Raw genomic sequence first — 7,132 nt, forward strand, 5'->3', positions numbered from 1 at the left:
CCTGACATCCTCGATGATCTCCATCCATTCCAGTAACTGCTCCATATCACCATCTCCGTTTTTATTTCCATTATAACGGATAATGGAGTAGTTTGTTCACATTTTATTTACTCATGCGTTTGTCGTGGAAAAAAACTTATCATTGATCTGCATTCGCTTTCTCCCATTCTTTCATGAATTTTCTCAGTTCCTCTTCCCCTTTGATCTCTCTTGCAGCCACAGATATATGAACAGGACGGTTCTTGGCAGATTCTTCAATCGCATTGATGAACATCTCCTCAGTTAACGCAACAAATCTTTTATGAATTTATTATAACTTTTTCCTACTTGCCAGCCCTCCAATACAGAGTTAAGATTCGACACCGGCATAAAAGCCCATTGGCAAATGTCTGCTTTTTACTTCGGAATGGATAGAACGGGGATCTCAATCCCGCCTGAAAAGATCCCTTGTATATACCTTCTCTGTCACATCCGACAGGCATTCGTCAAAGCGGTTGGCAACGATGCAGTCCGATTTTTTCTTGAATTCATCCAGGTCATTCACCACCAGACTTCCGAAGAAAGTACTGCCGTTCTCCAGGGACGGCTCATAAATGATGATATTCGCGCCTTTGCCCTTGACGCGCTTCATGACACCCTGTATGGAGCTCTGGCGGAAATTGTCGCTGTTGCTCTTCATGGTCAGTCTGTACACGCCGATGGTCGTCTCTTTCTCCATCCTGCTGTTGTAGTTCATTTTCTCCGAATAGGAATAATATCCTGCCTTCTTCAGCACCTGGTCGGCCACAAAATCCTTTCTCGTGCGGTTGGATTCCACAATGGCCTGGATGAGATTCTCCGGCACATCATTATAGTTGGCCAGCAGCTGCTTCGTATCCTTTGGCAGGCAATACCCGCCATAGCCAAAGGAAGGATTGTTGTAATGGCTTCCGATTCTCGGGTCCAGGCAGACGCCCTCGATAATCTGCTTCGTGTCCAGTCCCTTCACTTCCGCGTAAGTATCCAGCTCGTTGAAGAAGCTTACACGCAATGCCAGATAGGTATTGGCAAAAAGCTTCACAGCCTCCGCCTCGGTAGAGCCCATCAGCAGCACCGGAACGTCCTCCTTCAGAGAAGCGTCTGTCAGCAGCTCTGCAAAGGCCCGGGCTCTCCGGCACATTTCATCGTCTCCCTCCTCATACCCCACAATAATCCTCGACGGATATAAATTGTCATAAAGTGCTTTGGTCTCCCGCAGGAATTCCGGACTGAACAGGATTCTGTCGGTTCCCTTCCTTTTGTTCAGCTGTGCCGTAAATCCCACGGGTATCGTGGATTTGATCACTATAGTCGCCCGGGCATTGGCCTGGAGGATCTCGTCCACCACGCTTTCCACCGCGGACGTGTCAAAATAATTGGTCTCGCTGTCATAGTTTGTGGGCGCGGCCACAATTACAATATCCGCGTCCCGATAGGCTTCCTCTCCGTCCAGCGTGGCTTTTAAATGCAGCTCTCTGCTGCAGAGATATTCTTCAATCTCGGCATCTCTGATGGGAGAACGCTTTTCATTGATCAGTTCTACTTTCCCGGGAAGAATGTCCTTCGCAATTACCTCGTTTTTCTGTGCCAGCAGAACCGCCAGCGACATCCCCACATACCCTGTTCCCACCACTGTAATTTTCATCATATTCTCTCCCATTTTCTGTTCCATTCTTATCTCAATCAGTGCCTCTGTCTCCCCTGACATCACAGCTCAGGCAAAGCAATGGCAGTTCTGTCCGTCGTTTACTATAGCATATTCGCACAGGAATCGCAAGCCGGAAAGTGGACTGCAGATGGCTGCACACAAGATTCTCCATCAAGGGTGCAAGATACTCCATTTCCTTTTGTATCCTAAAAAGTACAATGTTGCATAAGCCCCTGGGAAACCCCCGGGCAAGGGAGGATACCATATGACACCTGTAAAATGGTTCTACAGTTTTCTGAAGCGTTACCGAAACCTGATGATTCTGGGCCTGTTCCTGACCACTGTCATCGCGGCGCTGTCCATTGTCAATCCTTATATTTCCGGCATTATTGTGGATAATGTCATCCAGGCCGGCAATTATGATCTGCTGCCACAGCTGATTGTATGTCTGCTGGCGGTTACACTGCTGAACAGTGTGCTGCGTTTCCTGTATCAGCTGATCTTCGAGACGGCTTCCCAGGGCGTTCTGTATGATATGCGCAGCACCGTATACCGCAAGCTTCTGGAGGAGGATTTTGCCTTCTATAACAGGAAGCGTACCGGCGACCTGATGAGCCGCCAGACAGGAGATATGGAAGCCATCCGGCATTTTATTGCCTATGACCTCTATGCCGTCTACCAGAATATACTGCTGTTCGCCTTCGCGCTGCTGATGATTTTCACTGTGAACACAAAGCTGGCGCTGTGTATGCTGGTGGTACTGCCCTTCACCGCATTCTCCACTTTTAAGCAGTCGAAGGAAGTGAAACCGGCTTTCCAGCGGAACCGCAACTGTTTCTCCTCACTGAATGCTTTCGTCCAGGAGAATATCAGCGGCAACCGCGTGGTAAAGGCCTTCGCAAAAGAAGATTATGAAAGAGAAAAATTCCAGATCGAAAACGACCGTTTTAAGGAAGCCCAGATTAAGGCCTCCCGGGTCTGGATGAAATATGTTCCCATATTCGAAATTCTCTCCTATGCACTGACCATCGTCCTGATGCTTTACGGCGGCTACATGGTGATTCTGGAAGAAATCACGCTGGGCGACCTGGTAAAGGTCAACGGTTATCTGTGGATGTTGAATATGCCTCTGAGAATGGCCGGCTGGTGGGTAAATGACATTCAGAATTTCGTCACATCCGTGGAAAAAATATATACCACCTACAGCGAGGAACCCAGAGTCAGAACCCCCCGTTTTGCCTGGAATCACGGTGATTCTTTCGGTTATCCTCATCAGAAGATCCGGGGCGAAGTGGAATTCCGGAATGTATCCTACCGGGCGGAAGACGAGGATGAGAACGATGCAGATATTATCAGCGATATTAATTTCAGGATAAAGGCCGGTCAGACCGTTGGCATCATCGGTTCCACCGGCTCCGGAAAATCCACTCTGATGAATCTGCTCTGCCGGTTCTATGACGCAACCTCCGGCCAGGTGCTGGTGGACGGCACAGATGTGCGGGAGATGGACCTTTATAATCTCCGCGACAATATCGGTATGGCCATGCAGGATGTGTTCCTTTTTTCTGATACCATAGAGGGAAATATCGCTTACGGCAGACCGGACTGCAGCTTTGAACAGGTGAAGCACGCCGCCATCATGGCGGACGCCAATCATTTCATCTCCGCTCTGCCCGACAAATACGACACCATCGTTGGAGAACGGGGCGTGGGACTTTCCGGCGGACAAAAGCAGCGAATTTCTCTGGCCCGGGCTCTTTTGAAGGACCCTTCCATTCTGATTCTGGACGATACCACATCGGCCGTAGACATGGAGACGGAAAGCTATATTCAGACACAGCTGAAAAGCATCAAAAAGGACTGTACCGTATTTATCATCGCCTACCGCATCTCTTCCATCAGAGACGCAGACCAGATTCTGGTCATGGACGGCGGCCGTATCATTGAACACGGAACCCACGATGAGCTTGTGGCGGCAGGCGGTTATTACGCCAAGGCTTTCCGCAATCAGTACGGTGAGATTCCCTATGACCTGCTGAACGAGCAGAAAATGACGCAAAGGAGGTAACGGATCATGGCACGCAACAGATATGATATGGATGAAGTGCTGGAAGACAGCTTTGACATAAGTCAGCTGAAACGTCTGGCCGGCTATGTATCCCCTTACAAAGGAAAGATGGTAAGTGTCATTTTCCTGATGCTCAGCGCATCCGCACTGACCATGACGGTACCCATCTTTTTCCAGAGAATTATGGATATTTATATCCCGCAGAAGGATATGAGAAAAATTATAATGGTCAGCCTGCTGACCCTGGCCGTGGCCAGTTATTCCGCCATTGCCATGCGTTTTAAAATCAAAACCATGAGTGTCATCGGACAGAGTATTATCCATGCCATCCGCACTGACATCTTCAATCATCTGCAGGAATTGCCCTTTTCCTACTATGATGACCGCCCCCACGGTAAAATCCAGGTGCGCGTGGTGAATTATGTCAACAGCTTAAGCGACCTGCTGAGCAACGGTATCGTGAATACGGTCACAGATTTGTGCAACCTTTTCTTCATTATTATATTCATGCTGATCTGTGATGCGAGGCTTACGCTGGTGTGTCTCTGCGGACTGCCGGTACTGGCTCTGGTAATCATTTTTATCAAAAAGAAGCAGCGCAGAGCCTGGCAGATTCAGTCCAACAAACAGAGTAACCTGAATGCCTATATCGCCGAGAGCATCAACGGCATCCGGGTCACCCAGTCCTTTGTCCGGGAAAATGAGAATAATCAGATCTTCAACAACTTGAGCGGCAACTACCGCAAAGCCTGGATGAAAGCCATCAAGTTCAACTTTACCATGGGCCCCAGCGTGGATATGATTTCCGCCGTGACCACATCCTTCATCTATGTGCTGGGAATTGGCTGGATTCTGGCTCCCAATGCAACGCTGACAGTGGGCGTGCTGATCGCCTTCACCGCCTACATAGGCCGCTTCTGGGCCCCCATCAACACATTGGCCGGCTTCTACAACTCTCTGCTGACCGCAATCTCCTATCTGGAGCGCATCTTCGAGACCATCGACGAGCCCGTTCTGGTAAAGGATGCGGAAGGTGCTTTCGAGATGCCCACCGTGAAAGGGGAGGTTTGTTTTAAGAATGTATGCTTCAGCTATGAAGAAGGCCACCGGATTCTGGACAATATCAACTTTACGGCAAAGCCGGGCCAGACTTACGCTTTCGTAGGACCCACCGGCGCCGGCAAATCCACCATTGTGAACCTGATCTGTCGCTTTTACAATGTGGATTCCGGCCAGATTCTCATAGACGGCACAGATATTGCCAATGTGACCATTCATTCCCTGCGCACCCAGATGGGAATTATGATGCAGGACAGCTTCATCTTCTCGGGCACAATTATGGACAATATCCGTTACGGCAACAGAGAAGCCACGGACGATCAGGTCATCCGGGCTGCCAAAACCGTCTGCGCCCATGACTTCATCAGCCAGATGGAAAACGGCTACTATACGGAAGTCAACGAGCGCGGCAGCCGCCTCTCCGCAGGCCAGAGACAGCTCATCTCCTTCGCCAGAGCCCTGCTCGCCGACCCGAAAATCCTGATTCTGGACGAAGCCACCTCCAGCATCGACACCGAGACGGAAATCCTGCTCCAGAAAGGCTTAAACGAGCTGCTGAAAGGAAGGACCTCCTTCATCATCGCCCACCGCCTCTCCACCATCAAGAATGCCGACTGCATCCTCTATGTGGACAAAGGCGGCATCCTGGAACGCGGCACCCACGAAGAACTCCTGGAACAAAAAGGAGCCTACTACGATTTATATATATCACAATATGATTTCCTGGCATGAGCCATGCGCCGGGAAAGAAAGAACGATCTGTGGGGAGCTTGCTCACCAACAGATCGTTTTTTCCTACTCCTCTTCCAAAACCCGCCTGATCATCACAATCTCATCAAAGTCCGCCTCCGAGACACAGATTTCCCCGGCCAGGCTCAGCGCATGGACAATCTTGCCGTCACCGATATAGATTGCCACATGAGCGGGCGTTTCATAGAAAATCAAATCTCCAGGCAGAGCATTTTCCAGCCCCTCTATCTCATATCCCTGCTGCCTCTGCTCTTTCGAATCATGTGGCAGACTGACGTCAAAATACGCATATACACCGCTGGTAAAGCCGGAAGAGTCCGTTCCTTCCGTCAGGCTGTCACCGCCCCAGGCATAAGGATTCCCCACAAACTGCAGCGCATACTCCGCCGCCTGTGCCCCTGGCTCATTCCCTGACGCCGTTGGAACCGCAAACGATTCGTCCAGCTCCACATTCAGCTTTTCCCTGGATATTCCGGAATCATCTGTCCAGATATCAGCCATATACTCCGCCGCCCTGTCCGGGTCTGCCTTTTCAGTATCCAGCGTCAGGTCAAACAGTGCATTTACGCCGTCGTACTCCGGATTTCTGGAAATCACACCCGTTTCCTCATGGTAGCAGTAAGCCTTCGCATTGTAAAAATCTCCATCGGAGATACACAGATACAGGTCATGATCCGCAAGAATCTCCACAGTATCGCACTCCACCAGCCGGTACAGAACCCCTGCCTCTGTCATTTCCGTATAACTGCCATGCATGGATGCCGCGTTATAATGGACCGGATCATATCCGCTGATCAGAGGCGAGACAAAAAATGCCTCTTCCTCCTGCACCACAGGAGTGCCGTCAGATTTTGCAATGGCCACCACGGCATACGTTTTGTCCGACATGGCCGCACTGTACTTCGACAGATTTTCTCCGGAAACGATTCCCAGCAGAGTCAAATCATATCCCCCATAGCTTTGGGTCTCATTTACCATGACGGCTTCCCCGCCTAAAAATGCTTCGGCCAGCTTTGTGTCATTCATTTCCTGTGCCACATCCTCCGGGGTCAGATATTTCCATGCCGCAAACGCGGTGAGGGAACCGGCTCCCAGAATCAATGCTGCCGTAAGCACGGCGGCGGGAAGTCTCCTCATTGCTTTCTTTCTCATATCTCTCAGCTCCTTTGCCTGATTTAAGATTTTCCGATTCAGCCGAAAATCCGGCTGCTGGGTTGGAGTAAGGGCATGTCTTAACAATTCATCCAGTTCCTTTTCCATTGATAACACTCTCCAATTCCTTTTTTAATGTTTTTCTCGCCTGATACAATCTGCTCAACACCGTTCCCGCAGGAATTTTCAGAATCTCTGCTGTCTGCTTTACAGACAGTTCCTCCATGTAAAAGAGAAGCACCACAAGCTTCAGCCTTTCCGGCAGCTTATCCACCGCCTGTCTCACCACAGCCAGCTCCTCCTTACCGATTACATAACTTCTCGGAATCTTCAGCCCTTATTTCATGGTGCTTTCAGAACCTATTTTTCAAAAATCACCCACTTTTTTCTCAAAAACACTTGACAAACCAGTCAAAAAATGCGGCGCTTCGCGCCCT

At 49.8% G+C, this 7,132-nt stretch carries 5 protein-coding genes; 2 read left to right on the forward strand and 3 right to left on the reverse strand.

Annotated features, from left to right (window positions below; all coding sequences use genetic code 11):
* Positions 1–424: 424 nt before the first annotated feature.
* Entirely contained in the window at positions 425–1,663 is a 1,239-nt protein-coding gene (locus tag NSB25_RS28420; protein ID WP_103242704.1) for a nucleotide sugar dehydrogenase, read from the reverse strand.
* Between the two features lie 268 nt (positions 1,664–1,931).
* On the opposite strand from NSB25_RS28420, the gene NSB25_RS28425 reads away from it, so the two are divergent.
* Both NSB25_RS28425 and NSB25_RS28430 read left to right on the forward strand, forming a co-directional pair.
* Positions 1,932–3,734, forward strand: coding sequence for an ABC transporter ATP-binding protein (locus NSB25_RS28425; RefSeq protein ID WP_103242703.1), 1,803 nt, complete (start codon positions 1,932–1,934; stop codon positions 3,732–3,734).
* 6 nt (positions 3,735–3,740) lie between these two features.
* Positions 3,741–5,525 carry an ABC transporter ATP-binding protein gene (locus NSB25_RS28430; protein ID WP_103242702.1) on the forward strand — a complete coding sequence of 595 codons (1,785 nt, stop codon included), beginning with the start codon at positions 3,741–3,743 and terminating at the stop codon, positions 5,523–5,525.
* 63 nt (positions 5,526–5,588) lie between these two features.
* Here NSB25_RS28430 and NSB25_RS28435 read toward each other — a convergent pair whose 3' ends face one another.
* Positions 5,589–6,803, reverse strand: coding sequence for a C40 family peptidase (locus NSB25_RS28435; protein WP_103242701.1), 1,215 nt, complete (start codon positions 6,801–6,803; stop codon positions 5,589–5,591).
* Positions 6,784–6,984, reverse strand: a complete 201-nt coding sequence (locus NSB25_RS28440) for an RNA polymerase sigma factor (protein WP_172455326.1) — start codon at positions 6,982–6,984, stop codon at positions 6,784–6,786. Before NSB25_RS28440 ends, NSB25_RS28435 begins: the two co-directional genes overlap by 20 nt.
* Positions 6,985–7,132: the final 148 nt, after the last annotated feature.

Source organism: Acetatifactor muris, from assembly GCF_024623325.1.
Lineage (GTDB): Bacteria > Bacillota > Clostridia > Lachnospirales > Lachnospiraceae > Acetatifactor > Acetatifactor muris.

Excerpts from the sequence above, each read along its gene's own strand:
- NSB25_RS28420 (WP_103242704.1), bottom strand. The coding sequence starts at position 1,663 with ATGAAAATTACAGTGGTGGGAACAGGGTATGTGGGGATGTCGCTGGCG.
- NSB25_RS28435 (WP_103242701.1), bottom strand. The coding sequence starts at position 6,803 with ATGGAAAAGGAACTGGATGAATTGTTAAGACATGCCCTTACTCCAACC.
- NSB25_RS28425 (WP_103242703.1), top strand. The coding sequence starts at position 1,932 with ATGACACCTGTAAAATGGTTCTACAGTTTTCTGAAGCGTTACCGAAAC.
- NSB25_RS28430 (WP_103242702.1), top strand. The coding sequence starts at position 3,741 with ATGGCACGCAACAGATATGATATGGATGAAGTGCTGGAAGACAGCTTT.